This is a genomic window from Cryobacterium serini (assembly GCF_004404025.1).
Taxonomy (GTDB): domain Bacteria; phylum Actinomycetota; class Actinomycetes; order Actinomycetales; family Microbacteriaceae; genus Cryobacterium; species Cryobacterium serini.
In genome coordinates this window covers 501,571-525,773 of the sequence record NZ_SOHN01000016.1, presented here as the reverse complement: position 1 = coordinate 525,773, position 24,203 = coordinate 501,571, and the positions used below count along the sequence as shown (strand labels likewise).

Sequence of the window (24,203 nt, the reverse complement as noted above, 5' to 3'; positions counted from 1 at the left end):
ATAGAACATGGGCCCGGTTTCCGGGCCCGGGCCCGGAAAAGTAACGGCAGGGGCAGCATCCGCTTTCTCGAGGCCGACCCCGATCTTGTCGGGCACCGGGCCCACCTTCGGGCACCGGGCCCACCTTCGGGAACCGGGCCCATCTTCGGGAGCCGGGCCCACGATAGAACATGGGCCCGGTTTCCGGGCCCGGGCCCGGTGCAGAGGAGGAGGAAAGAGCGGGGGCTAGTAGCGGTAGTGGTCTACTTTGTAGGGGCCTTCTACGGGAATGCCCAGGTAGCCGGCCTGCTCGGGGGTGAGTACGGTCAGCTCGACTCCGAGAGCATCGAGGTGCAGTCGGGCCACCTTCTCATCGAGCAGCTTCGGCAACACGTACACGCCGACGGGGTACTTCTCCGGAGAAACGTACAGCTCGATCTGCGCGAGGACCTGGTTGGTGAACGAGTTACTCATCACGAACGAGGGGTGGCCGGTGGCGTTGCCGAGGTTCATCAGGCGCCCCTCCGACAGTACGAGCACACTGCGCCCGCTCGGCATGCGCCATTCGTCGACCTGCGGCTTGATCTGCACCTTGACCGCCCCGGGCAGCGATTCGAGCGCTGCCATGTCGATCTCGTTGTCGAAGTGGCCAACGTTGGCGACGATGGCGAGGTGCTTCATGCGCAGCATGTGGTCGACACCGATGACATTGAAGTTTCCGGTGCCACTGACAAAGATGTCAACCTGTTCCACGACGGAATCGAGGCGGGCGACCTGAAAACCGTCCATCGCGGCCTGCAACGCGTTGATCGGGTCGATCTCGCTCACGATCACCCGGGCGCCCTGGCCGCGCAGTGCTTCGGCGGCGCCCTTGCCGACATCACCGTAGCCGGCGACGAAGACGACCTTGCCGCCGATTAACACGTCCGTGGCCCGATTGAGGCCGTCCGGCAGCGAGTGGCGAATGCCGTACTTGTTATCGAACTTGCTCTTGGTGACCGAGTCATTCACATTGATGGCCGGAAACAACAGTTGCTTGCCCGCGGCGAGCTCGTAGAGGCGGTGCACTCCGGTGGTGGTCTCTTCGGTGACGCCCATGAGGTCGGCGGCCACCAAGGTCCAACGGTCGCTCGACTCCGCCAGCGAACGGCGAAGGGCCGCGAGGATGACGCCGTACTCGTGGCTGTCACCGGCAGCATCCGCTGGTACGGCGCCGGCGAGTTCGAACTCGCGACCCTTGTGCACGAGCATCGTGGCGTCGCCACCGTCGTCGAGGATCAGGTTCGGGCCGGTCCAGGTGGCCCCGGCCGCAGCCGCCTCGGCGCTCCAGTCAAAGATCTGCGACGTGCACCACCAGTATTCCTCGAGGGTCTCCCCTTTCCAGGCGAACACGGGAACGCCGGCTGGGGCATCCGCTGTGCCGGTGGGGCCTACGGCGATCGCGGCGGCCGCGTCGTCCTGCGTGGAGAAAATGTTGCAGCTGGCCCAACGCACCTGGGCACCGAGTGCAACGAGGGTCTCGATCAGCACGGCGGTCTGCACGGTCATGTGCAGGGAACCGGCGATACGGGCGCCAGCGAGCGGCTTGGTCTCACCGAATTCAATGCGCAGAGCCATCAGCCCCGGCATCTCATTCTCGGCCAGGCGCAGCTGGTGGCGCCCAGCTTCGGCCAGCGACACGTCGGCGATCTTGTAGGTGAAGGTGGAGGGCACGGTGGGTGCGGCGACAGTCATGCTGCTATCTTGCCATTTCTCTCTGAAAGACCTCCACATTGTTCTGCTGGTGCGTATGCAGGGCACGAAGCACAGCGGATTCAGCCCTACACCGAAAGCGGGTCACGGCACCGTGGGGCTGGCAGGGTCGGCGCCGTCGGCCAGAAGCCGGTGACGCATGAGTTGCCAGCCTTGGGGGGCGCTCGTGCGCTCCGCATGGCGAGAGCACAGGTCAAAGCTGTGCGGTTCCGCGCGAAAGGAGAGCGGACCGAGAACTGCCAGGGACTCCCCATAGTCAAAGGTGAGCGTAGCGACCGAAGGTTCGAGGCAGGCGACACGAGAACACGGGCGGAATGTCATTGTCTGTAAGGGTAGCCGCTTCCGGGCCGCCGTAGGATGGCAGCATGTCTCGATCCCGTCGTTCAGCAGCGCCCGAACCGACCGTGCGCGGTCGCGGGCGTGATCGGCACGGTCGCGGCATCCGTAGTTCGGCGACCGGTCCGTTCCTGCCGCCACTACGCACCCGTATCGACCTGTTTGACACGACGATCGCAAGCACAATCGAATATCTGCGCGGCGTCTGGCCCGAAGAACTAGGCAAATCCGTGTTCGAGGTCGCCTCCGGACCACCCTCGGTCATACCCGGTGTCGGCGTGGAACGTTGGATGGTGACACCGGAGACGAATCGCGTCGTGTTCTATCGCCTGCCGATCCAGCGCCTGTCACGCCTGCACGAAAACGATGAGATACACCAGCGCATGATGATCGAGACCTGCGTCTTTCGCGGCGTCGCCGAACTTCTCGGGAAAGACCCCTGGGACCTCGCGCCGGATCGCTTCCGCCACTTCTAGGTATTGCTACACATGTCCACGACCATCGCGGTACGTGTACGAGATGGTGGCGCGTGGTCGGACCCGTGCTGCTTGCCCAACGCCTGCCGTGAGTAGAAAACCGGCGCGAACAGCATCCGCTTAGCGGACCGATCCTTGCTATGACTGGGATCCCGGCCTCTCGGCCCGGTCGGTCGGCGCGTTCGCATGTCTGGACGTTTGCTGTATTTAGTAACAGAACGGTAACAGATCGGGGCAATTCCAAACCATTTTGGGGGTGGAGCCGAACACCATGCAGACCCCGACACCACCTGCTCGATCTACAGAAACGGACTCATCCCATGCGTACATTCACCAAGGCCACCATCGGTTTCGCCTCTGCTGGAATTCTCATCGCCGGCCTCGCCGGCTGCTCGTCGGACGCCGGCACGACGACCCCGGCGCCCGCTTCGAGCTCATCCAGCTCCAGCTCGGCCGAAGCAACTCCGACGCCCCTCGCCTCGATCCCCAGCCTCTCCGGTGTTGACACCGCTGTGCTCCTCGACGCCGACTTCGGCGCCGCCCTGACGAGCCTCGGCCTCACGGCCGGCACTGTCGGAACAGCCACGCTGGAAGAGGGCAGCCTGCACTTCCCGATCACCGGCGGAAACGTGGAGTACTACGACCCGGCCGAAGACTACCGCCCCTACGTTCAGGGCTCCATTGAGCACGAAGGATCCGGCTTCTCACTGACCGCCGGCGACATCGTCGTCGAACTGACCAACTTCACCATCGACCCGGCCACCTCGGAGCTCTTCGGTGACGTTTCGGTCAACGGTGAGTCCGTCGCGCCCCAGGCCCTGCTGTTCGACCTCTACGGTGGAACCCTTGAGCCGCTCAAGATGGACGGCGACAACGCCATCCTCACCGGCACCACGGTTCACATCTCCTCCGTCGCCGCCGGCCTGCTGAACTCCACGTTCAGCACCGACGCCGTCGCTGACCAGATGCTCGTTGGTATCGCGACCATCACCGCCGCGACCAAGTAGTCGGTCGGTTCTTCCACAAGAGCCAGCTTCACAGCAATTATCGGGGCCCGCCACAGGCGGGCCCCGATTTCTGCGTGCCCGGGACCGCTTGCGCCTCGCGGCACGTCTTACGGAAGCCGGCACCCGTTCATACGAGTGCCCGCTTCCCTAACGAGTGCCGCGACGGGATTGGGCCGAAGGGATGAGCCACGGAGATGGGCCACCGGGATGAGCCACGGGATGGGGCCACGGAGATGGGCCGCAGGATTGGGCGTCGGCATGCGCTCAGCGCGTCAAACGGGTGCTGCCATCCGGCTGCGCAGGTCGTCCAGGGGCAGGCCGATGGAGGCGACATGGGCGACGTGAGAAGCCGAGGTGGCCGCGATCCGTTCGGCACCGGTCACGCGAGCGAACTCCGTGTCAACACACAGGCGTCGCGTGGGTGGCTTAGGCGGGGCGGGAACGCAGGGGGTGCAGCATCCGCTTGAGGGCGCCGGGGCCGGCGCGACGCAGCGACACGACAACGATCACGATGACCGCGGTCGCGATCGACGCCCGGGTGAGCTCCGGATTCGGCACGAGCAGCCGCAGGGTGAGCGCCATCGGAACCAGCAGCCATTCCCAGCGGCCGCTGAGAGCTACGAACGGCAGCAGCAGCAACGCATACCAGGGGTAGCGGGGGCTGAGTACGAGCAGGGTCGCGCCGATCATGACCAGTTGGCCGACCCATGGCTGATTCTGGTCGGTCTTGATGATCACCAGCACGGCGACGACCGCCAGAAGCAGTCCGGCGACGATCACGGCGGATTCCCCCGGCGCGACCAGGGACACCAGCGCGAACCGGGAGCCGTCCTGGTAGCCCTCCTCACTCAGGTACCCCGGCAGGTAGCCGAGCACCCCGATTCCGGTGGCCAGCACGTAGGGCACGTACAGCAGCGCAAAGCTCAGAACGGATGCCGCGACCATGCGCCAGCCGCCTCGTTTGAGCAGTGCGGGAGCGGCCAGTACCGGGATGAGCTTGGTGCCGATCGCTATTCCGAGCATGATGCCACCGCGCCAGACTTTTCTGGACGAGACCAGGAACGCTGCCGCGACGACGAAGATGACGCCGAGCATGTCCACGTGTGAGTTGGTGATCGCCTCGGTCGCCACGAGCGGACACCACGCCCAGAGCGCTGCGTTTCGTTCGTCGAGGCCGCGGCGACGCAGGCCGACCAGCAGCAGGACGGTCGTGCCGAGACTCAGCAACAGCCCGACGACCTGCAACGGCCAGTAGGCGGGCTCCGGTCCGGTGAGAAAACGCACGCCGGCAAAAAGAATTTCGCTGGCCGGTGGGTAGATCGTCGGCACGGCCGTGCGGTTGAGGGCCGAGCAGAGACGGTCGCCGTCGGTCGATCGGGTGGTGGCGATACGTTCGCCGACGCAGACCTCCTTGCCTGCGGCCGTGGTCTCGGGGGCGGGAAAGAGCCAGTCGGGTCTCAGGGAATCGAGCCGGTCATCCGCTGGGGTGAAGGCGTAGGGGCTGATGCCGGCGTTTTGCACGATGCCGTCCCAGGCGTAGCGGGCCGAGTCGGTGCTCGTGTTGGGAGGGCCGGCCATGGCCGCGCCGCCGATGAGGGCCGAGCCGGCCAGGATCAGGGCGATGACGGCGCGGCCGTTGACTCGGCGCAGCAGCCAGTACGCGAGGCCGAACAGCAGCCAGAGCGCACTCGTGACGAGCACGAGCTGCACCTCGTCGCGGTCGGGTTCGAACAGGTCGAGGGCGCTGACGCTGAACGCGGTGAGGGCAGCGCTGAGCGCCAACAGGGCCGCGATGATTGTTATGCGCACGGTTCAGTCTGTCTTATGGTGCTGTGGCGCACCGGGTCCGCCGCCGAGACACCCGCACACTGTAAGGAATTTCGTTCGGTTGTTGCCGCGGTGCAATGGTGCAATAGAAGTATGCGGCGATTGATGTATGAGGCCCAGCGGGCGCTGGCGTCGCCCGTGCGCAATCCGCGGATGGCGACGGTGATCGGCCGGCTGCTCGGCGCCGCTTTTCTAATCTGTTTCGGCACCGGCCTGTACAGCCATTTTCTGCAGGAACCGCTCGACTGGATGCGCTTTGCGACCCGACCGGAGTTTCTGTACCAGGTGACGCAGGGCACGCACATCGTGGCCGGCATCGCCTGTTTTCCGCTGCTTCTGGCCAAGCTCTACATCGTTTTTCCCGCCCTGTTCGCCTTTCCTCCGGTGCGTGGCCTGGTTCATTTTCTGGAACGGGCCTCGATCGCCCTGTTCGTAGGCGCCTCGCTCGTGCAGATCACGATCGGGCTGCTCAACACCTACCAGTGGTATCCGTGGCCGTTTCCGTTTCGGCAGGTGCATTTCGCGCTCGGCTGGGTACTGATCGGGTTGCTGGTCATTCACATCGGTGTGAAGCTGCCGGTGATTACGCGGTACTGGAGCAAGGATTCCCCGGGCAGCGACCATCTGGAAGACGCGGTCTCGAACGACCGGGCTTCCAATGCAGAGGCCGTGCGATTGTGGGGCAGCACCCGGCCGGGCGGCGTGACCGGGCGCGTGCTCGATTACATCGATGCAACGCCGCGCTCTCGTACCCGGGTCAGTCGGCGCGGATTTCTCACGACGATCGGCGTGGCCACCACTGCTGTCGTGGGCCTGACCGCCGGCCAGACCTTCACGCCGTTGAACGCGGTCAACCTGTTCGGGCCGCGCAAGAAGGGCGTCGGCCAGCAGGGCGTTCCAGTGAACCGCACGAGCGAGCAGGCCAAGGTGGCCGATGCCGCCATGGCCGCCGGGTGGGCCCTCACCGTGGCGGTGGCCGGCACCGAACGCTCTTTCACCCGTTCAGAGTTGCTGGCGCTGCCGCAGACCGAGGTTCAACTTCCGATCGCCTGCGTCGAGGGGTGGAGCCAGATGGCCTACTGGCGCGGCGTGCGGCTGCGCGACCTGGCTGACCTGATGAGCGCCGACCCGGACACCTCGTTCCGCCTGATCAGCCTCGAAGAACGCGGCAGTTTCAGCAAGACCGAGATGGGCCGCGAGTATGTGCGGGACCCGCTCACCCTGGTGGCACTCGAACTCAACGGTGAGACGCTCGACCTCGAGCACGGGTATCCGGCGCGCATGATCGCGCCGGGCCGCCCCGGCGTACTGCAGACCAAATGGCTCAGCCGAATCGAGGCGATCTGATGACAACGAGTATCACGGGGCTCACTCCCCCGCCGGCCGGAATCGCGCCGTCGACCAGCCGACGGATGCGCAGCATCCGCCTGGCGCTGGTGGGTGTCGGTGTGCTGCTGCTCGCCTGGGGCGCGTTCGTGCTGTTCGATTCGGTGCGGCTGACCCGGATTCCGGGAGTGATGTTGTGGATCGTGGCGGCGATCGTGCTGCACGATGCGATTCTTGCGCCGATCGTGTTTGCGTTCGGGATCGCGCTTCGCCGCGTCGGTCGGCGCGTAACCGGCACGGTCATTGCGATCGTTCAAGGCGCAATTGTGGTTGGGTCGATCGTGTCGCTGATCGCCGTGCCCACGATGGTGGCGAAGAATTTCGCCCCCGCGAATCCGACCGTGTTGCCGCTGAGCTACGGGCTGAACCTGGCGATCTTCTGGCTCGTGCTGGCCCTGATCACCGTGGGGCTGTCGGTGTGGGCGTTCCTACGCTGGCAGAGCCCGGTCACGACCCTTCCGGACGACTCCGGGCGGTGAGGTGCCGGGCTTTCGGGCCCACGGCTCCAGGTTCGAGCCCACGACTCCGGGCTCACCTTGTGGCCCTGGGGCCAGTTTATAAACTGGCCCCAGGGACGGGGCCTGGGCCCCGTCCGCCAGCGCGAGCGGAGCAGGCAGGTCGGCAGGCAGGGACTAGGCGCGAGCCAGGCGGGCGAAGGAGCGGTCCCCGCGAGTCCATTCGGCGACCTGCACCAGTCCGACCTTTTCGGCCCTCCGGGACAGGGCGCTGACGCCGAGTTCGGCCCACGGGAACGCGTCGCTCGCGTGTCCGGCAGCGTCGTGCAGGGTTCCTTCATAGGCGAGGTCGTGCTCGGGGTCACGGTGCACCTCGACGACGAGCACACCGTCGACGGCGAGCAGCGTCGCGCATCGGTCAAGCAGGGCGTCCGGGTCACCACCGATGCCGATGTTGCCGTCGACGAGCAGCAGGGTTGCCCAGGTTCCCTCCAGCGGAATGTCGTCGAAGACGGAGCGCTGGAGAACGGCGAGCCCCGCCGCGAGGGCGATCCGCACGGCGGTCGGCGAAACATCGACTCCGAGGGCGTCGAGTCCCGCGTCGAGGGCGGCCTGGATCATGCGACCCGGTCCGCAGCCGATGTCGAGCACCGGTCCGGCCGCCCCAGCGAGCAGAGAACGGTCGATCGGATCGGCTCCGGCGCTCCAGCGCCCGGCATGCATTGTCGACACGCGCATCGGCGCGCCCGATGCGGCACCGGCCCGATTGCCGTGGAGGTAGAGAACGTTGTCGTCGCTCTGCAACGCCTGGGCATACGGTTCGGACCCGCCAGCTCCGAACGTGGTCGGGTGGCGAAAGCGTTCGGCGGTCGTGCGGTCCACGTCGTCGACCGCTCCGTCCGTCCGCTTTACCCACAGGCGCGGCGCCGCGACTGTCATGAGCGTGCCCCGCTCAGGGGTGCCGGGAAAAAATCGAAGTTCTCCAGGCGAGCGGATGCCCGCACCCCCGCGAAAGCGCGCGCGAAGCGCGTGTCGGGTGCGACCGAGGCGACGGTGTGGGCATCCGTTATCGTGTCGATATCGGTGAGCACCGGCAACAGGCGCACACTGAGTCCGGCCTCGTCGAGGCGTTGCAGCTGGTGGGCGCCGGTGTCGGAGCGGCTCATCGGGATGCCGCGGAGCAGCGCTCCACTCGGGTTTTTCAGGCCGAGCGCCCAGAAGCCGCCGTCATCGGCTGGTCCGAACCAGGCATCCGTTTCGTCGTCCCAGCTCGTGAACACGGGGGCGAGCAGCCCAATACTGACCTGCGGGGTGTCCATTCCCAGCAGCAGTGTGGGCTCGGTGAGGGTGTCGAAGATGGCAGCGAGGCGTTCGTCCAGGCCGCCAGCGGTTTGCGGCAGAATCTCCCACTCTGATGCCTCCACGGGCGCAGTCACGCCATCGAACGCCAGAATGTGGCGCGTGGCCGGCAGGTGTGATGCGACGGCGAGAGTGTCAGCAAGGCTGGCGGCGGCGAGTTCAGCAGCCTGCTCGAGCGAGAGCGGCGGATGCAACCGGGTTTTGACCTTGCCGGGCAGGCACTCCTTGGCAATGACGACGATAGCGGTCATGAGCGGGCCTCGTTCCGGATGCTGAAGGTGTTGACGGCGGCGGGTGTTCTGCGGTCGGTGCGGAGCAGCGCGGACATGTCCTTGATGGCGGTGAGGGTGCCACGTACGGTTCCGGTCACTTTGCTGCGGCCGACGCGCGGTGCGTAACCGGTATCGACTTCACGGATGCGCCAGTTGGCCGCTGCAGCGCCGAGAAACATCTCCAGCGGGTACCCGCTGCGGCGATCGAGGAGGTCGAGGGCAAGAAGGGGCTCGCGGCGCGCCGCTCGCATGGGGCCGAGGTCATGAATGTTCACACCGGTTATTCGGCGCAGTCGCCAGGAAAGATAGGTATTTGCTAGACGGGCGTGCGGAGGCCAGGCGTTGCGGGTGGTTGGGCGGCGGCGTCCGAGCACGAGATCAGCCTCGTCAGCGCCGATCGGGTCGACCACAAGCGGCAGGTCGCGGGGGTCCATCGAGGCGTCAGCGTCGCAGAACGCCACGATCGGTGCGGTGGCGGCGAGGAGACCGGCGTGGGCGGCGGCCCCGAATCCGCGGCGACTTTCGTGCACAACCCGGGCGCCGAGACTACGGGCGAGTGCGGCGGATCCGTCGGTCGAGCCGTTGTCGACGACAATCGCGCGGTAGCCCACGGGCATGCGGTCAAGAATCCATGGCAGTGCCTGCGCCTCGTTTAGGCAGGGCAACACCACGTCTACCCGAATGTTGATCATTATTCGACCCTAGGCGGGGTGTCTGGGCCTGCGGGGTGAAAGAGGTTACGAATCACGGAACAAACTGGGGAAGCGGTGTGGAGGGTGTTTCCGGTCGAAGTCGGACAGCCATGCCTCGGCGCCCGGGCCCAGCGGCCCGGGTTCACCCCGGCGCATCACGGGAAAAATGCATCCACTGCACCGATGCGCGCGCCCCCACGCGCCGCGGCGGCCGCACGCCTAGTCTGAGGGGGTGTCTCCCTCCCAATATTTTGCGCCGCCCAGAGCGGATGCCCTCGTCGGCCGTCGCGTGCTCGTCATCGAGGACGACCCGACGGTATCCGAGGTGGTCGGACGGTACCTGCGCGCCGCCGGATTCGTCGTGGATGAGGCCACCGACGGGCTCGCCGGCCTGCGCCAGGCCGAAATCGCCCTGCCCGATCTGGTGGTGCTGGACCGCATGCTCCCGCTGCTGGATGGTATCGAGGTATGTCGGCGTATCCGCTCGAGCTGGGGCGCGCTTCCGGTGATCATGCTGACCGCGCTCGGCGAAGAGGAACACCGCATCGAGGGCCTCGAAGCTGGCGCCGATGATTATCTGGTGAAGCCGTTTTCGCCTCGGGAGCTCGTGCTGCGGGTGCAGTCAGTATTGCGGCGCAGTGGCACCGAGTCCATTCCGGAGGGAATCCTCGATGCCGGCGAATTCTCGCTTAACCTGGCCGCGCATGAGATTCGGCTGCGCGGCCAGCCGCTCGTGCTCACCGCCCGCGAGTTCGACCTGCTCGCCTATCTGATCTGGCGGCCGTCGAAGGTGCTGACCCGCGAGGAGTTGCTCCGCACGGTCTGGGGCTGGGAATTCGGTGACCTGTCCACGGTAACCGTGCACGTGCGGCGGCTGCGGGAGAAGATCGAAGCCGACCCGGCGCATCCGCTTCTCGTCAATACGGTGTGGGGGGTCGGATATCGGTTCGATCCGGTGCCGCTCGGCGCCAGCGAAGGCACCGTTGACGAAGCGTTGCGATGAGCGTTGAGGTGTTTGCGACCGTCGCCGGCATCGCGCTCGCCTGCGCGCTCGTCGTGGGCGCGCTCGCACTGCTGACCCTGCGCCTGCTGTCGCGGTGGTCGCTCGTGATGCAGGTGGTCGTCGTCGCGTTCGCGACCATTGCGTCGGTGGTCAGCGGAACGTCCGCGGTGGCGTCCCTGATGTATCTATCGGCGCACGACCTGGACGTGTTCTACTCGGTGGCCGTTGTCGCCGGGATCGTGTCGCTCGTGATGGCCTCGGTGCTGGGGCGCTCGCTTGCGCGCGACAACCGGTACTTTCGGGCCGCGGCGGCAAGCATCGGTCGCGGCGAATCCGTTATATCCCCGGATCGGCATACGAGTACGGAGTTCGCCTCGCTCGCCGGGGAACTGGCCGCGACGGCCGATCGGCTGGCTGAATCCCGCAAGCGGGAGGAGCGCATTGAGACGTCACGCCGCGAAATCGTGGCCTGGATCTCGCACGATCTTCGCACGCCCCTCGCCGGTATTCGCGCCATGGCCGAGGCCCTCGAAGACGGCATGGCGCCCGATCCCGAACGCTATTACGGGCAGATTCGCGGGCAGGTGGACCGCCTCAGCGGCATGGTCGATGACCTGTTCGAGCTGTCCAAGATCCACGCCGGTGCCCTCCAACTCAACCTCGAACGAGTCGCCCTGTATGACTTGATCAGCGACACAATCGCCGATCTCGCACCGGTCGCCCTCGCCAAATCCCTTGACCTGCGATTCGAGGGCGAACGCGGTCTCACCCTGCAGGCGGATGCCCGCGAACTCGCCCGTGCGGTCGGGAACCTGGTCATGAACGCCATTCAGCATTCCCCGGCCGGGAGCGCCATCGTTGTCTCGGTCACCCCGCACGTCGACGGACGGGCGGTGATCTCCGTCGTCGATGCGGCCGGAGGAATTCCAGAGCGGGACCTTGGCCGGGTGTTCGAGGCGGGCTGGCGAGCGAGCGAGCCGCGCACCACGTCCGCTTGGGGAACCGGCGCCGGTCAGAGCGGCGGCGGCGGGTTGGGCCTTGCGATCGTCGAGGGAATCGTGCGGGCTCATGCTGGGCAGGCGACCGTGACCAATGTTGAGAACGGATGCCGGTTTGAGCTGCTGTTGCCGCAGCATCCGCTGGGGTGATAGCCGATGCTGGTCGGTGAGGTCGAGCCAGGGGACCGGCTATTGCCTAGGGCCTTACGGCTGCACGCAGGGGCGCCGTCGCGAACTCGCGCATGCCGTCTTCGAACGAGACCTGAGCGGACCAGCCAAGTTCACGGTGCAAGCGCTCTGAGGATGCGGTGATGTGCCGCACGTCGCCGAGTCGATATTGCCCGGTCACGATCGGAGCCAGGCCGCCGGACGCCGCGGCGAGGGCGCTCGCCATATCGCCGATGGTGTGCACGATTCCGCTGCCGACGTTGAACGGGCGAAATATTCCCGAATCGGAATGCGCGGCCTGCAGGAAGGGTACGGGATTGGCGGCATCCGTTTGGGTCGTGGTCGATCGCGAGTTCCAGTCGAACGCGGTGAAGTCCAGTGCCGCGATGTTGGCCAAGGCTACATCGCGTACGTGCACGAAGTCGCGGCGCTGACGCCCGTCTTCGTAGACCCGCGGGGCCTCACCGCGTTCGATGGCCGAACGGAACAGCGAGGCAACTCCCGCATAGGGCGTGTTTTGCGGCATGCCAGGACCATAGACATTGTGATACCGCAGGGCGGCGACGCGACCGCCGGTCGAGCGGGCCCACGCCGTGGCGAGGTATTCCTGACCGAGTTTGCTGCTCGCATAGACGTTGCGCGGGTCGAGCGGATCAGTTTCACTCACCAAAACGGGCTCAAGCGCCTGCCCCGTCTCCGGATCGAGGGGGTCAAAGCGTCCGGCATCGAGGTCGCTCGCGAGGCGCGGGCCGGGCCGGGTGAATCCGTTCGCACCGCGGTAGCTGCCCTCGCCGTAGACCACCATAGATGAGGCCAAAACCAGGCGACGGATGCCCCGCTCGGCCATGGCGGCCAACAACACCGCGGTTCCCACCTCATTGCTGTGCACGTAGTCGGGAGCGTCGGCGAAGTCGACGCCGAGGCCCACCTTGGCGGCTTGATGGCACACTACGTCGATGCCGTCGAGTGCTCGGGACACCGTGGCCGGCTCGGTGACGTCGCCGTGTACGAACTCGACGCGCGGATCGAGTCCCGCCCAGCTCGCGTTGCCGGACCCGCGTTGCCGGCCCGAAACGGTGGGAAGGTCCGGCACGAAACCGTGCACGTCGGCGCGTAGGGAGTCAAGCACTCGCACGGTGTAGCCGTGGGCGAGGGCGGCATCGACGATCGCAGACCCGATGAAGCCCGCGCCCCCGGTGATGAGCACGACGGTCATGCGATCTCCGATGCCACGGCACGTGCCAGCACGGCGTCGACCTGGGCTGGGTCGATGAGCTCACGCGGGACGAAGTCCGTCGGCAGGGCACGCAGGATCCCGTCGATCGCGGCCAGGATGCGTGGCTGGGCGTCGTGGAGGCGACGGAACACGGCCGACGCGGTAACGGCATCCGTCTCGGTGGCGGTTGTGACGACGGTCGGCTTGGGACTGCCCGAATCACCGGACCCAGCGGCGGCTACCGACGCCAGCCCGGCATCGGCGTCGGTTACGAACGACAGGTTGACCGTGCCCATGTTGAGTTCGCCGGCCAACACAATCTCGGGGTAGGCGGTCATGTTGACGATGTGTGCGCCGATCGACCGGAACCAGACCGACTCGGCCCGGGTCGAGAACCGCGGGCCCTGGATGACGACGACGGTTCCGGTGGGCGCGAAGTTCTCGCCGAGGTCCTTGAGCGCGCGCACGGCATAGCCGCGCAGCGCCGGGTCGAACGGGTCGGCGGCGGAGAGATGCTGCACCGATTCCCGGTCGTAGAAGGTGTCGGAGCGACCACTCGTGCGGTCGATGAACTGGTCGGTGACCACGAGCAGCCCCGGCGCATACTCCGGCGTGACACCGCCGACGGCCGACGAGGAGATGATCGCGCGCACGCCGATCGAGGCGAGAGCCCAGATATTGGCGCGGTAATTGATCAGGTGCGGGGCGACGCTGTGGCCACTGCCGTGCCGCGGCAGGAACGCGACGCGTCGACCGGCGCGCAGGCCGATTGTGACCGGAGCGGTTCCGTACGGCGTCTGCACTTGGTGCGTCACGGCGCCGGATGGGTCGATGAGTTCGTAGAGTCCGGAACCGCCGATCACGGCGATCTCCGCCCGCGCGGTCGGGTCGGCCAGAGGATCGACCAATGGATCAACAATCGAGGCAGTCGGGTCAAGCGTCACAAGCGGCTCCCAGCGGGTTACAAGTCGAGTGTTCAGTGTGTCATCGAAACCTGCAGCCCGTCGCCAGACAGATGCTCCCGCCCCGTAGCGCCCTCACGGGGACGGGGCCCGGGCCCCGTCCAAAAAGAAGAGGGAACTAGCGCGTGTAGACGCGGATCGATGAGGCCAGCGGCCCGGGCGGGTTCACGGCGAAAGACGACAGTACCCCGTCACCGGAATAGTCCACGAGCGCCCAGAGTTCCGAACCGCCGCTCACGACGTAGGTCACTCCGCCAGACACCGGCACCGTGGCGCTCGCTCCGGCATCGATCTGGAGATCGACCGGGGTGCCCTCGGCGGGCGTGAGGGTGAGTGCGGTATCCGCTGCCCCGCCGTTGACCAGGTGCAGGGTCGGTGACGGGCCGGCGGCCACGGCTATGGCGAAGGAACCGACCAGCGGTGCCGAGGCGGAGAACCAGCCGAAGTCCTTACCGCCGGCACTGTCGGTGACGGTGCGCGCGGCCGCGACGATCGGCTCGTCAGAGCGCAGGTGCACCGAGAAGCTACCCACGGCCAGCGGCGCGAGCGGAATCTCGGTGGCAATACCGGGTTCGACGTCCACCTGGGTCGATGTTCCCTCTGTGGTTCCGTCGGCACCCGTCACGCCGATCTGCACCGTCGCCGCGCTGGAGCCCGGCACGAATACCCGAATCGACGGGGTGTCGGCGTTGAAACCCTCGCCCGTCGTGACTGTCTCGGCGCTGACGTCCGCCATCACGCGCACCCCCGCAATAATCTGATTGAAGGCGGGCGTCGCGGTGGTGCCGATGATCTCGACTCCGCCCGGTTCAATGCCCCGAATGCTGCTCTCCTCCAGTGACGCAGCGACCTGTCCACCGCGCGATGACACCTGAAGCACCGGCGATTTCACGTTCGGCGCGAGGCCGGCCAGTGAGATGACCCGCTGCTCACCCGGCTGCACCAGAATGCCGGTCGATCCGGGTGCGTCGATGAGGCCGCTCTCACCGAAGACCGTCACGTCGACGGTCGCAAGCACGGGGGTGGGATTGCTCAGCAGCAGAAGGCTGGTGCGTCCGATATCGGTCGATCCCCCGACGATCCAGCTGTCACTGACCGCTTCGGCGCAGGCAGCGACGGCGAGTCCGCCAATGGTGTCGGTGGCGGCAACCTGCGACTGGCTGCCGGCCACCAGCGGTGGCACGGTGGCGCCACTCTGCACGGGGACGGTCAGCAGCAACGGCGGCTGTCGACTGTTCACATCGTCGACCGCGCTGATCTCGGTGACCTGCGGCCGAATCTGTTCCAGCGACACCGCGTCATTAGCGCCATACACAACCGATGCCGCCCCCACACTCGACGCGGACTGCGCCTGCGTCGAGTCTTCGGCGAGGGTCAGCAGCGGCCCAGGACAGACCCGCTGCTGCTCGCTCGGCAGCGGCGCGATCTCGCTCGATTGCGGCTCGCGTTCGATGGTCGGCAGGGTCACGAGGGTGGCCGCTCCGAGCGTCGCGACGACGACGGCGATGCCGGCGAGGCCGAGTACACCGCGTCCGGCCCGACCGCCGATGCGGGCAAGTTGACTCTTATCGGGCATTGTCGTCCTCCACGGGATCGGCGGTGCCATCATCAGGCGATTCCAGTCCGGTTCCGACGCCCGTCTCCCGGTCTATCGCGAGGTCGGCTTCGAGGTCGGTGCCGAGCGGCACTTCCAGGTCGGCCTCCAGATCAGACGGCACCGAGCCCTTTCCCCGCCGCACCCGTTTGGGTTTCTGCTTAGCGTTTGCGCGGGCTGCCCGGCGAATCGCATCACGATTAGCCTGGCGCACGGCTTCACGGCCGGCGCCGATCGGCAGCGACAACAACACCGCGCTGCCCACCACGGCGAGGGCAATGAGCAGGGTCACGAGCCCGAAGACGCCGCCGGCGCGAGCCGGTCTGGGCGTCGACGCCGCGGCATCCGTTTCACCGAACTGCCACAGGCGGCCAAACTCGGTGTCGCCGACCGGGGCCAAGGCGGAGTTGCCGTCGAGGGCCGTTTCGGTGCGCAACGCGGTGTCGGCGGCGTCGATGCCCGAACCGGCCGGCTGCAAGACGATAAAGCGGATGCCCCACTCGGCCAGGTCCGCGCTGGCGTCGAGTCCGCTGCGCGAAGCCAGGTTTCCGGAGAGCTCCGCGAGCGTTTCCTCTCGGCCGCTAAGAGTCTGGTCTGTGCTGTCCAGGGTGGATTGTTGGTTCAGGGTGGCGCCAACGCCGCGCTCGATGGACGCGAGCAGGCCGCCGTCGGCCTGCGGGGTGAGCTTGAGCGTGCCGACCCGGTTGTCGATCTGGGCTTCGGCGGCGACGAAGGCCGGTTGGGTCTGCCCGGTTCCCTCGCGCACAGCTGCGGTGCCGAGGTGCAGTGAGCCAATAAGCGGGAGAACGACAACGGCCAGAGCGAGGGCTGCGACAACGCCGGGCGTCGACGCGAACCGGCGCAGCGAGCGCAGACCGATAATGAGAGCGCCGACCAGGCCGAGCCAATACAGGCTGAGGCCGGCGCCAGACCAGACGCGCACCGGTTCGGCCCCGATCGCGGCGAGAACGAGCTGATTGGTGACGAGGGCCGTGCCGAAACCGAGCAGCGCGACCAGCCAGGCACCGCTGGCCAAACGCGCGCCGGGCAGTAGCAGCGCTAGCAAGGCGAGCACGGCCAGTGGCGCGAGCAGGATGGGCACAAACAGTTGCGGGTCGAAGCCGACGATGCCAAATCCGTCGAGCACGGCCGCCCAGCCGCCGGAGCCGGGCAGCCCGAGCAGCAGTTGCAGGGTGGGTGCGTGTCCGCTCGGCACGGGCAGACCCGGGTCGGCGACGAGGGACAGCCAGTCGCCGCGCAGGCCCTGGTCGACAATGAGCGGTAGCGCCAGCGAGAGCGCAGGCAGCGGAATACCGATGAAGCGCATCACCCGGCGGCCGGCCAGGGCCACACTGAACAGCCAGACCAGGAGCAGTGCCGGGGCCAGTGACGGCGCAGAGGCCACGACGGCAGCGAACAACAGGGCAGCGGATGCCGACGCCGACCAGGTGCGCGCGGCAGCAAACCAGGCGAAGAACAGCCAGGGCAGCAGCAGGTGGACGAGAATTGCGGCGGGGCGTCCGTCGGCAAGGGCGATCAGAAACGTTGGGGCCAGCACCCAGAGGGCCGCGGCCAGGGCGCGCAGGCTGCCGCGGTCGGTCAGGCGGGTTGCGGCCATCCACGCACCGATCGCTCCCAGCGGGAAGGCCAGGGCGTAGACCAACACGAGCGCGAACGAGGGCGACCAGAATGCGATCGAGCCGAGCACGGCCACGACCGCGGCGAATGGGTCGGCCGCTCCGACGAAGCCGAGTCCCAGGTCGCGCCAGCCGTAGCCGACGCTCGCCCACAGCTCGGGCAGAGTCGGTGAGAGCGGCAGCAGTCCACCACCGGTGAGGGTGTCGGCGCCGAGCAGCGGCACCATCATAATGATGCCTACGACGGCCGCGGCGAGCATGGTCCAGGCGCCGCCGCCGGAGAAGAAGTGAATTTCGGGCCGTTCACCGTGCAAGCCGAACAGGCTCGCCTCACGTTTGAGCGAGTGCCGTCGGCGCACTTCGGCTGAGGGAACCCGCAGGGTTGCAATGGCATCCCAGCCGAGAGTTCGGGTCTTGGCGAACGAACGGCGGGCATTGCCAACGCGCATTCCGTTGAAGGCGGCGCCGAAGGCCGCAGAGAATTCGCCGATGATCGCGCCCGGTTCCTTGCGCAGCAGTTGCCCGATCGAGCGCAGAAAGGCCAGCGGCAGCAGAGACAGCCAGTGAAAAACCAGGGTCCAGGCCGGAGCGTAGACCAGGCGGCGATGAAGTTGGGCAGAACGTTCGGCCCGTACCCGGCGGCGACGGAGCCGCCCCCGCGAGGACTGGTTTGGTCCGGCAATACCGTCACCAGCCGACGCCACACGAGCGGCCGGTACTACCGACACCCGGTATCCGGCCAGGCGCACGCGCACGCAGAAGTCGAGCGAGTCGTCCACGGTTGGGAGGGCCGGATCGAATCCGCCGAGCTGTTCCCAGACGGTGTGGCGCACGAGCAGACCGCCGGCGCTGACGGCGAGCACGTCGCTCAGGCCGTCGTGTTGGCCCTGGTCGAGTTCGCTTTCGACGAGGGTGACGGTGGTACCGGTCGGCGTCATGGACTCACCGAAGTTGTGGATGTATTCGCCGGCGATCCACTCCATCACTTTGGGTCCGGCCACGGCCACCGAGGGGGCGATCTCGAGAGCGTCAACGAGGATTTCGAGCGCATTCGGGTCGGGCGCGCTGTCCTGGGCGAGCAGCCAGAGCAGCTCGCGATCGTGGGTGGGCGGCGTCGTCACCCGCACGGCGGCAGCGATCGCCTGCCCAAAGTTCAGATCAGCGTCGGCGGCAATGAACTGCGTCGGCCCGAATGCGGCGAGCAGTTTCGCGGTCGCATCGCTCGAGCCGCAGTCCACGGTGATGACAATGTCGGGTTTACGGGTCTGTAGCGACAGCGCCTTGAGAGTTCGCTCAAGGTGTTTCGCGCCGTTTCTGGCGACAAGGATGGCGGTGACTCTCGGTTGCATAACAGAACCAGCCTAGGTCGGGATCGGCGGTCGGCCCTGAACCGAGAGGGCGCGCCTCAAATATTGACTGGGCAATAGCGAAGCGGATGCCGCAGCATCCGTTCAGAAACAGCGTCGCGCAAATGGGTCGGTCGGGCGTCCGCTTACGGGACGCCGAGCGTTACTCAACGAGCGAACGCTAGGCGCGCTTGCGCAGTTTGCGGCGCTCACGCTCGGACAGGCCGCCCCAAATGCCGAACCGCTCGTCGTTGCCGAGCGCGTACTCGAGGCACTGGTTGCGCACCTCGCAGCCGGAGCAGATTTTCTTAGCGTCGCGGGTGGAACCGCCCTTTTCGGGAAAGAACGCCTCGGGGTCGGTCTGAGCGCAGAGCGAGTCGGCCTGCCAGGCTAAAAGATTCTCGTCGCCGAGATCTTGTCGTATTCCCGGAACACCGAGGGCGACAGGGTCAACGAACCAGTCCTCTGGTACTCCGGAACGATAGTCAGGTATAGCCATATCGTCTCCCAGCGCTCGCTACGCACCGTTTAGTGCTGCACCTAATTACACCGGTGTAATTCGATGACGTCAAGTCGCAGATCGTAAACCCTCAATACGGGCTAGAGGGTTGCGACGCGCCGACGGCGACGAATTCGGGCGTTCGGGGGGTGCTGCAAACTCGAAGCAACGTTGCGAACGTAGCACGATCAGGCTAGGAGTCGGCGTGTCGCAGCCCTCAATGCGCAGCGGCGCGCGAGGAGTCCCAGGCGCTCTGCACCATCTGCTCCAGGGTGTGGCCCATATTCCATTGCAGATCGCGGGCCGCGAGCGCGCCCGAGGCCACGATGCGATCCGGGTCACCGACGCGGCGTGCGCCGATCTCTGGCACGAAGTCGATACCGGTCACTCGGCGCACGCTCGCCATGATTTCACCGACCGAGACGCCGTCGCCACTGCCGAGGTTGTAGACCGGCTCGATCGCGTCGCCGGCGTCGAGGCGGCGGGCTGCGGCGACGTGTGAGAGCGCGAGGTCGGCCACGTGAATGTAGTCGCGCACGCAGGTTCCGTCGGGAGTCGCATAGTCGTCGCCGTTGATGCGCGGGGTGCGCCCATCGAGCAGCGCGGCAAAAATGAGCGGAAAGAGGTTGTGCGGGCTGGTGTCGCGGAGGGCGAGGTCGCCGGAGCCGACGACGTTGAAGTAGCGCAGCGAGGTGTGGCGCAGCCCGGTCGCGACGGCCTGATCGCGCAGCAGCCACTCGCCGATCAGCTTGGATTCACCATAGGGCGACTCCGGGTTCTTCGGTGTCTCTTCGGTGACGAGGTCCGTGCGCGGAGTGCCGTAGACGGCAGCGCTCGATGAGAACACGATGCGGTCAATCTCGGCCGAGTCCATGGCGGCAAGCAGCGTGGCGGTGGCCGTTACATTCTGTTCGTAGGTGTGCAACGGGCGCTGCACCGAGACGCCGGCGTACTTGAATCCGGCAACGTGCACGACGCCGGTCACTCGGTGCTCATGAAAGGCGTGCAACAAGGTGTCACCGTCGAGCACATTCGCCCGGATGAATGGGACCCCGGCCGGCACAAATGACTCGTGGCCGCTGGAGAGATCATCAAGCACGACCACGTCGAGGCCTTCAGCCTGGAATGCACGCACCACGTGGGCGCCGATGTAGCCCGCTCCGCCGGTAACCAACCACGCCATGACGCCCCGTTCGCTCGTGCGACACTCGGTGCGCCACCGCTACAGGCTAGCGCCAGCGAACCAAAGCATCGCTTTCATCGGTCATCCGGGGGGCTCGTCGGCCGTAGCCGTCGCGCCGAACGGACCCAATCGTGGCAACGATAGCGGCGACCGCGAGGGCGGTGAGAAGAAGAAAAAGAATGAACATGGCAGAAACTTTATGAATTGTGCTTTTCTGCCACGAGTGGCAGAGTCGACATTGTTCGATACATTCCTGCCAAGGTTGACCAGAGGATGCTCATGCTCCAGAAGATCGTGTGCGTCACCCTCCCAGGCCTTGCGCCGTTTGAATTCGGCGTGATCTGCGAGGTGTTCGGTATCGACCGCAGCATTCAGGGCGGGCCAACGTTTGATTTTCACGTCGTGGCCGCCGAACCCGGACCGATCCGCACCAAGATCGGCTTCGACATCGTCGTGCACGACAACCTGTCGGCCGCGGCCGATGCCGACCTCATCGCCATTCCCGGCTACGAGGCCGGCGAGGCCGTCGACCCGCGCGTGCTGCAGGTTGTGCGCGACGCCGAAGCCCGCGGCGCCTGGGTGCTCAGCGTCTGCAGCGGCGCATTCGTGCTCGCCGAGGCCGGCATCCTCAATGGGCGCCGCAGCACCACCCACTGGATGTACACCGACGCCCTCGCCCGCTCGTTTCCGAAGACGACCGTCGACCCTGATGTTCTGTTCGTCGACGACAGCCACGTCGTCACCGGGGCCGGCACCGCCGCCGGCATAGACGCCGCGCTGCACATTGTGCGCACCGAACTCGGCGCCACGGCCGCCAACATCATCGCCCGCCGCATGGTCGTGCCGCCTCAGCGCGACGGCGGCCAGTCGCAGTACATCGAAGCTCCGGTCGTCGACTGCCAGGACGAATCCTTCGCCGCTGTCACCGAGTGGATGCTGCGCCACCTCGACCAGGAATTGCCGGTTAACCTGCTCGCCCGCAAATCGCTCATGTCGCCGCGCACCTTCGCACGCCGGTTTCGGGCTGAGCTCGGCACGACGCCCACCCGCTGGCTCAACCGGCAGCGGCTGCTGCGCGCCCAGGAACTGCTCGAAGACTCCTCACGAAGCCTCGAGGCGATCGCCGTCGACACCGGTTTCGGCGGGGCCGCCGTGATGCGCCACCACTTTCTGCAGGTGCTGCAGACCACTCCCACCGCCTACCGCCGGGCCTTCGGCCCCCGCCGGGTCGGCTAGCGGGCGCATCCGCCTGCCTGCGGCGCGGTACGCGGGAGCTGCGCCAGGGTTCGGGACCTCGGACCTGGCTAGAACCCCCGCGTATCTCGTGGCGCTGGAACTGCGCCAGTGCGCGGGAGTTGCGCCTCCCGCGCAGCGGCGCAAGTCCCGCGGCATCGGGCCGCGGCGCGGGCGGCGACTCGTGCGGCGGCTCGGTAGGAGGGAGCTGCAGACGCTAGCCGGTCGAAGCCGACGCAGCTTCACGGTCGGTTTTCGCTCGCAGGGCAATGAGAATTCGTTTGAGATCGATCACGATGGCGGCCGTTGGACTTAACGACGCGGCCCCTGCCTCAATTTCTTGCTGCATTTTGCGCAGGATCGCCTCGATCGCCACGCCGGCCTGATCCAGGAGGTCAGGTTGGCGCTCGTCGTCGTCTCCGGCGGTGATCGCCGCGGCAACGGCGTGCAGGGCTTCGCTAAGCACTGGACGCAGCTCCGGCGGAAGCTCGAGCGCGATCGGCTTGCCCCACACCATGCCGGCCAAAACCTCGGTGAGGTTTCGTATGTGGAAGGTGACGTTTTCCAGCGCAACGAGGGCGTCGTAGTCGGCATCCAGGTTTGCGCGAGTGAACCAGGCGCGTGGGTTGCCCTTGCGGCTTTCGTCGGCCGTCTGCACGGCCGTGCGCACCTGCCGTGCAGCCGCGTTGAGCGTCTCCCCCTGCGTGGCCCAGTCATCGCGGGCCGGCGGCCAACTCTCAACCAGGGCGTCGCCGACGTCGGTGAGGTGTCTCGTCAGCGTTCTGCGAAATCCCGCCAGGCGTTCCCGCGCCGGGCCGATGGCGAGGGGCGGCAGAATCAGCAAATTGACCGCCAGGCCCACGACTATTCCCAGACAGATCTGTGTTGCGTAGCCGATGGAGTAGCCGTCGGCGTTGGGACCGCCGATGATCAGCACGAACAGAGCAGTGATGGGCACGTACTCGCCGCCTGCTCCCATCCATTTCATTCCGCCAATCAGGGTGCCAAGTCCAACAGCGAGTGAGAGAGTCCACACGGTGGGCTCACTGACGATGACCACGATCCCGGCCAGGCCAATGCCGATGAGGACCCCCGCCAGGGTCTGGACTGAGCTGTGGATCGATCGCGCGAGGGTGGGATGCATGCTGAGCAGCGCGCCCAACGGAGCGTAATAGGGAAAATCTTTCGCCGTCCCCGGCATGAGCGGGGCGAGCGACCAGGCGATCGCCACGGCGATAGAGATCTTGACAACCTGAAGCGCTCGTGGGCGCATCAGGTAGCGCTTAACCCACCTCAGGGAGCGGGTGTCGGCGAGTTCACTCGTGCCCGGCATCGTTGTGGTTACCATCGATTGCGGATGCCCTCCAGCATCATCCCCGGATGGAGGCTAGGCGAGGCGGCTGATGAGACTCTGGAAAGCCCGCTGGAGTTCATCGAACACCGGGCTAGGCACCGGGCATCGCCAGAAAGACCTCGCCGATGCCGGCGAAGGTCAGGGTGCCCTCATCCGGCGTCACATACACGGCTTGGCCGCGCTTGAGTGGCCGCGACGACGAGCTGCCCGCTACGAGAAAGCCGCCGGCCGTGCAGATCGCGATGGCCGGACCGGTGAGGGTGATCTGTCGCATCGGGACAGGCGTCGGTGACGGGGCGGCGGCATCCGCGTGGATGTGCACGAGCTCGAAGTCGGAAACCCCCGGCCGATACCGCGCGACGCCATCCGCGACAACGATAGGAGCCAGTCGCGGCGACGGCGCCCGAGTGAAGTCGAGCACCGCGAGCAACTCCTCGATGTCGATGTGTTTGGGGGTGAGCCCGCCGCGCAACACGTTGTCGGAGGCGGCCATCACCTCCACGCCGAGCCCGGACAGATACGCGTGGATGTTGCCGGCTGGCAGATACAACACCTCACCACGTTTCAGGGAGACCCGGTTCAGCAGTAGGGCGAGCACAATTCCGGGGTCGCCGGGGTACTCGGCAGCGAGCACGCGCACCGCTGCCAGCTCGCCCGCGTAGCCGATGTTTGCTCCCCCGACGGCTAGAAACTTAGCGTACTCGGCGAGCGCGACCACCCGTTCGACCAGCCATTTCACCTCGCCGGAGTCGCCTCCGCGGCCGTCACGCAACAGCCAGTCAACGGTGTCGCGCAGACCCTCGGCCAGGTGCTGCTCAAGCAGGTCGATGGCGGCGGCCTGCGGGTTCTCGGTCGCGAGGTCGAGCAGGCGCAGCTCGGCGATGATGCCGCGCACCTCGGCGAGCGGACGAAACCCGCAGAGCGCTTCGAACGTGTCACTGAGCGCAAAGAGAAGTTCGGGCTTGTGGAAAGGGTCGCGGTAGTTGCGGTTGCCGGCGTCGACGGCGATTCCGGCCTCGTTCTCCAGCGCAAACCCGGCACGGGCCTGTTCGGTCGTCGGATGCGCCTGGAGCGACAGCGGGCGTCCCGCGGCCAAAATCTTCAGGAGGAACGGCAGTCGCGGGGTTGCTGTGGCCGAGCCGGCGGCATCCGTTTGCCGCGTGGCCAGGCCCGCTCCGAGTGCCACTTCGGGCGAAGCCGCGATCCAGCCCGCGAGGTCGGTGAAACCGCCCACCTCTGCCGCATCCTCGATCACCGACGGCGAGCCGGCGTGGGCCCCGAGCCACAGCTCGGCTTCCGGATGGCCCGACGGCGTGCGACCGAGCAGGTCGGCGATGGCGTGTGTGGAGCCCCAGGCATAATCGCGCGGGGTATTGGTGATGCCCACAAACATTTTCGGCTCCTTCATACGCTGTTTAGACCAAACTACCAACCGACTTCGATCGTCCAGCCAACGACCCTAGGCTGAC

At 66.6% G+C, this 24,203-nt stretch carries 22 protein-coding genes; 7 read left to right on the top strand and 15 right to left on the bottom strand.

Annotated features, from left to right (window positions below; translation table 11 throughout):
- Window positions 1-225: 225 nt before the first annotated feature.
- Both ahcY and E3T51_RS14430 read right to left on the bottom strand, forming a co-directional pair.
- Window positions 226-1,713: an adenosylhomocysteinase gene (ahcY, locus tag E3T51_RS14435; RefSeq protein ID WP_134530423.1), complete on the bottom strand. Its 1,488-nt coding sequence runs from the start codon at window positions 1,711-1,713 to the stop codon at window positions 226-228.
- 102 nt (window positions 1,714-1,815) lie between these two features.
- Window positions 1,816-2,052, bottom strand: a complete 237-nt coding sequence (locus tag E3T51_RS14430; RefSeq protein ID WP_134530422.1) for a DUF3499 family protein — start codon at window positions 2,050-2,052, stop codon at window positions 1,816-1,818.
- Between the two features lie 44 nt (window positions 2,053-2,096).
- On the opposite strand from E3T51_RS14430, the gene E3T51_RS14425 reads away from it, so the two are divergent.
- Window positions 2,097-2,543 (top strand): metallopeptidase family protein, encoded by a 447-nt coding sequence (locus E3T51_RS14425; RefSeq protein ID WP_134530421.1) that lies wholly within the window; start codon window positions 2,097-2,099, stop codon window positions 2,541-2,543.
- Window positions 2,544-2,863: 320 nt separating this feature from the next.
- Window positions 2,864-3,550, top strand: coding sequence for a hypothetical protein (locus tag E3T51_RS14420; protein ID WP_134530420.1), 687 nt, complete (start codon window positions 2,864-2,866; stop codon window positions 3,548-3,550).
- 426 nt (window positions 3,551-3,976) lie between these two features.
- On the opposite strand, the gene E3T51_RS14415 is transcribed toward E3T51_RS14420, so the two are convergent.
- Window positions 3,977-5,359 (bottom strand): glycosyltransferase family 87 protein, encoded by a 1,383-nt coding sequence (locus E3T51_RS14415; RefSeq protein WP_134530419.1) that lies wholly within the window; start codon window positions 5,357-5,359, stop codon window positions 3,977-3,979.
- Between the two features lie 111 nt (window positions 5,360-5,470).
- Between E3T51_RS14415 and E3T51_RS14410 the strand changes: the two genes are divergently transcribed.
- On the top strand, window positions 5,471-6,724 hold the full coding sequence (locus tag E3T51_RS14410; RefSeq protein WP_134530418.1) for a molybdopterin-dependent oxidoreductase: 1,254 nt from the start codon (window positions 5,471-5,473) through the stop codon (window positions 6,722-6,724).
- Window positions 6,724-7,242: a hypothetical protein gene (locus tag E3T51_RS14405; protein ID WP_134530417.1), complete on the top strand. Its 519-nt coding sequence runs from the start codon at window positions 6,724-6,726 to the stop codon at window positions 7,240-7,242. The genes E3T51_RS14410 and E3T51_RS14405 overlap by 1 nt, the downstream gene beginning before the upstream one ends.
- 153 nt (window positions 7,243-7,395) lie before the next feature.
- On the opposite strand, the gene E3T51_RS14400 is transcribed toward E3T51_RS14405, so the two are convergent.
- The 3 genes from E3T51_RS14400 to E3T51_RS14390 are packed head-to-tail and all read right to left on the bottom strand — an operon-like array spanning window position 7,396 to window position 9,541.
- Window positions 7,396-8,157, bottom strand: coding sequence for a class I SAM-dependent methyltransferase (locus E3T51_RS14400; protein ID WP_134530416.1), 762 nt, complete (start codon window positions 8,155-8,157; stop codon window positions 7,396-7,398).
- Window positions 8,154-8,828 carry a TIGR04282 family arsenosugar biosynthesis glycosyltransferase gene (locus E3T51_RS14395; protein WP_134530415.1) on the bottom strand — a complete coding sequence of 225 codons (675 nt, stop codon included), beginning with the start codon at window positions 8,826-8,828 and terminating at the stop codon, window positions 8,154-8,156. Before E3T51_RS14395 ends, E3T51_RS14400 begins: the two co-directional genes overlap by 4 nt.
- Window positions 8,825-9,541 (bottom strand): glycosyltransferase family 2 protein, encoded by a 717-nt coding sequence (locus E3T51_RS14390; RefSeq protein WP_134530414.1) that lies wholly within the window; start codon window positions 9,539-9,541, stop codon window positions 8,825-8,827. Before E3T51_RS14390 ends, E3T51_RS14395 begins: the two co-directional genes overlap by 4 nt.
- 232 nt (window positions 9,542-9,773) lie before the next feature.
- On the opposite strand from E3T51_RS14390, the gene E3T51_RS14385 reads away from it, so the two are divergent.
- Window positions 9,774-10,544 carry a response regulator transcription factor gene (locus E3T51_RS14385; protein ID WP_134530413.1) on the top strand — a complete coding sequence of 257 codons (771 nt, stop codon included), beginning with the start codon at window positions 9,774-9,776 and terminating at the stop codon, window positions 10,542-10,544.
- The gene (locus E3T51_RS14380; RefSeq protein WP_134530412.1) at window positions 10,541-11,692 is read left to right on the top strand and encodes a sensor histidine kinase; all 1,152 of its coding nucleotides are present in this window, start codon (window positions 10,541-10,543) and stop codon (window positions 11,690-11,692) included. The genes E3T51_RS14385 and E3T51_RS14380 overlap by 4 nt, the downstream gene beginning before the upstream one ends.
- Before the next feature lie 46 nt (window positions 11,693-11,738).
- Here the strand turns inward: E3T51_RS14380 and E3T51_RS14375 are convergent, their stop codons facing one another.
- The 7 genes from E3T51_RS14375 to E3T51_RS16830 all read right to left on the bottom strand — a co-directional run bounded on the left by E3T51_RS14375 (window position 11,739) and on the right by E3T51_RS16830 (window position 20,334).
- On the bottom strand, window positions 11,739-12,926 hold the full coding sequence (locus tag E3T51_RS14375) for an NAD-dependent epimerase/dehydratase family protein (RefSeq protein WP_134530411.1): 1,188 nt from the start codon (window positions 12,924-12,926) through the stop codon (window positions 11,739-11,741).
- On the bottom strand, window positions 12,923-13,870 hold the full coding sequence (locus tag E3T51_RS14370; protein ID WP_338145163.1) for an MTAP family purine nucleoside phosphorylase: 948 nt from the start codon (window positions 13,868-13,870) through the stop codon (window positions 12,923-12,925). The genes E3T51_RS14375 and E3T51_RS14370 overlap by 4 nt, the downstream gene beginning before the upstream one ends.
- Window positions 13,871-14,006: 136 nt before the next feature.
- Window positions 14,007-15,464, bottom strand: a complete 1,458-nt coding sequence (locus tag E3T51_RS14365) for a DUF5719 family protein (protein WP_134530410.1) — start codon at window positions 15,462-15,464, stop codon at window positions 14,007-14,009.
- Window positions 15,454-18,468, bottom strand: a complete 3,015-nt coding sequence (locus E3T51_RS14360; protein ID WP_134530409.1) for a glycosyltransferase family 2 protein — start codon at window positions 18,466-18,468, stop codon at window positions 15,454-15,456. The genes E3T51_RS14365 and E3T51_RS14360 overlap by 11 nt, the downstream gene beginning before the upstream one ends.
- A gap of 178 nt (window positions 18,469-18,646) precedes the next feature.
- Window positions 18,647-18,964, bottom strand: a complete 318-nt coding sequence (locus E3T51_RS14355; RefSeq protein WP_134530408.1) for a WhiB family transcriptional regulator — start codon at window positions 18,962-18,964, stop codon at window positions 18,647-18,649.
- A gap of 217 nt (window positions 18,965-19,181) precedes the next feature.
- Window positions 19,182-20,147 carry a UDP-glucose 4-epimerase GalE gene (gene galE, locus E3T51_RS14350; protein WP_134530407.1) on the bottom strand — a complete coding sequence of 322 codons (966 nt, stop codon included), beginning with the start codon at window positions 20,145-20,147 and terminating at the stop codon, window positions 19,182-19,184.
- Window positions 20,148-20,193: 46 nt separating this feature from the next.
- Window positions 20,194-20,334 carry a hypothetical protein gene (locus E3T51_RS16830; protein WP_166806494.1) on the bottom strand — a complete coding sequence of 47 codons (141 nt, stop codon included), beginning with the start codon at window positions 20,332-20,334 and terminating at the stop codon, window positions 20,194-20,196.
- 92 nt (window positions 20,335-20,426) lie between these two features.
- On the opposite strand from E3T51_RS16830, the gene E3T51_RS14345 reads away from it, so the two are divergent.
- Window positions 20,427-21,383: a GlxA family transcriptional regulator gene (locus E3T51_RS14345; protein WP_134530406.1), complete on the top strand. Its 957-nt coding sequence runs from the start codon at window positions 20,427-20,429 to the stop codon at window positions 21,381-21,383.
- Window positions 21,384-21,597: 214 nt separating this feature from the next.
- On the opposite strand, the gene E3T51_RS14340 is transcribed toward E3T51_RS14345, so the two are convergent.
- Both E3T51_RS14340 and manA read right to left on the bottom strand, forming a co-directional pair.
- Complete coding sequence (locus tag E3T51_RS14340) at window positions 21,598-22,728, bottom strand: FUSC family protein (protein WP_241989338.1); 1,131 nt, start codon at window positions 22,726-22,728, stop codon at window positions 21,598-21,600.
- 97 nt (window positions 22,729-22,825) lie between these two features.
- Complete coding sequence (gene manA / locus E3T51_RS14335; protein ID WP_134530404.1) at window positions 22,826-24,127, bottom strand: mannose-6-phosphate isomerase, class I; 1,302 nt, start codon at window positions 24,125-24,127, stop codon at window positions 22,826-22,828.
- Window positions 24,128-24,203 lie beyond the last annotated feature (76 nt).

Bases quoted from the DNA above. Each gene is read 5' to 3' on its own strand.
- ahcY (WP_134530423.1), bottom strand. From the start codon at position 1,713: ATGACTGTCGCCGCACCCACCGTGCCCTCCACCTTCACCTACAAGATC.
- E3T51_RS14430 (WP_134530422.1), bottom strand. From the start codon at position 2,052: ATGACATTCCGCCCGTGTTCTCGTGTCGCCTGCCTCGAACCTTCGGTC.
- E3T51_RS14425 (WP_134530421.1), top strand. From the start codon at position 2,097: ATGTCTCGATCCCGTCGTTCAGCAGCGCCCGAACCGACCGTGCGCGGT.
- E3T51_RS14420 (WP_134530420.1), top strand. From the start codon at position 2,864: ATGCGTACATTCACCAAGGCCACCATCGGTTTCGCCTCTGCTGGAATT.
- E3T51_RS14410 (WP_134530418.1), top strand. From the start codon at position 5,471: ATGCGGCGATTGATGTATGAGGCCCAGCGGGCGCTGGCGTCGCCCGTG.
- E3T51_RS14405 (WP_134530417.1), top strand. From the start codon at position 6,724: ATGACAACGAGTATCACGGGGCTCACTCCCCCGCCGGCCGGAATCGCG.
- E3T51_RS14400 (WP_134530416.1), bottom strand. From the start codon at position 8,157: ATGACAGTCGCGGCGCCGCGCCTGTGGGTAAAGCGGACGGACGGAGCG.
- E3T51_RS14395 (WP_134530415.1), bottom strand. From the start codon at position 8,828: ATGACCGCTATCGTCGTCATTGCCAAGGAGTGCCTGCCCGGCAAGGTC.
- E3T51_RS14390 (WP_134530414.1), bottom strand. From the start codon at position 9,541: ATGATCAACATTCGGGTAGACGTGGTGTTGCCCTGCCTAAACGAGGCG.
- E3T51_RS14380 (WP_134530412.1), top strand. From the start codon at position 10,541: ATGAGCGTTGAGGTGTTTGCGACCGTCGCCGGCATCGCGCTCGCCTGC.
- E3T51_RS14375 (WP_134530411.1), bottom strand. From the start codon at position 12,926: ATGACCGTCGTGCTCATCACCGGGGGCGCGGGCTTCATCGGGTCTGCG.
- E3T51_RS14365 (WP_134530410.1), bottom strand. From the start codon at position 15,464: ATGCCCGATAAGAGTCAACTTGCCCGCATCGGCGGTCGGGCCGGACGC.
- E3T51_RS14360 (WP_134530409.1), bottom strand. From the start codon at position 18,468: ATGCAACCGAGAGTCACCGCCATCCTTGTCGCCAGAAACGGCGCGAAA.
- E3T51_RS14355 (WP_134530408.1), bottom strand. From the start codon at position 18,964: ATGGCTATACCTGACTATCGTTCCGGAGTACCAGAGGACTGGTTCGTT.
- galE (WP_134530407.1), bottom strand. From the start codon at position 20,147: ATGGCGTGGTTGGTTACCGGCGGAGCGGGCTACATCGGCGCCCACGTG.
- E3T51_RS16830 (WP_166806494.1), bottom strand. From the start codon at position 20,334: ATGTTCATTCTTTTTCTTCTTCTCACCGCCCTCGCGGTCGCCGCTATC.
- E3T51_RS14345 (WP_134530406.1), top strand. From the start codon at position 20,427: ATGCTCCAGAAGATCGTGTGCGTCACCCTCCCAGGCCTTGCGCCGTTT.
- E3T51_RS14340 (WP_241989338.1), bottom strand. From the start codon at position 22,728: ATGGTAACCACAACGATGCCGGGCACGAGTGAACTCGCCGACACCCGC.
- manA (WP_134530404.1), bottom strand. From the start codon at position 24,127: ATGTTTGTGGGCATCACCAATACCCCGCGCGATTATGCCTGGGGCTCC.